Genomic DNA, 256 nt, shown 5'->3' with positions numbered 1-256 from the left:
CCCTGTCGGTTTCACCATGGGCCGCGGGGCAGGATGCTCCGTCCTCAGGCACGCAGGGCAAGTTGAATCTGCAACTTCCCGCTCAATCGGCAAACCCGACTTCCTACATCGCGGGCAATGAGTCGAAGTGGCCTAACCAAGTGAATGTCGAGACCTTCTCTCCGGCATCACAGGAGAGAACGCAGAACGTCCCGCGATTTACCTATACCGACACCAGGAAGCAGCGCGCCTCTTCGATCAGCGCGGCTGACAGCGC

Annotated in this window: 1 protein-coding gene; it reads left to right on the top strand. The window is 59.8% G+C overall.

Annotated elements, in window-relative coordinates; translation table 11 throughout:
• Window positions 1–62: 62 nt before the first annotated feature.
• A partial coding sequence (locus tag ACPYOJ_RS35900) for a hypothetical protein (protein WP_481420465.1) occupies window positions 63–256 on the top strand: 194 nt, incomplete at its 3' end.

This window comes from Rhizobium sp. SVR5-9E (assembly GCF_056755095.1).
The sequence above is the reverse complement of the archived record's forward strand: the minus strand, read 5'-3'. Positions and strand labels throughout refer to the sequence as shown.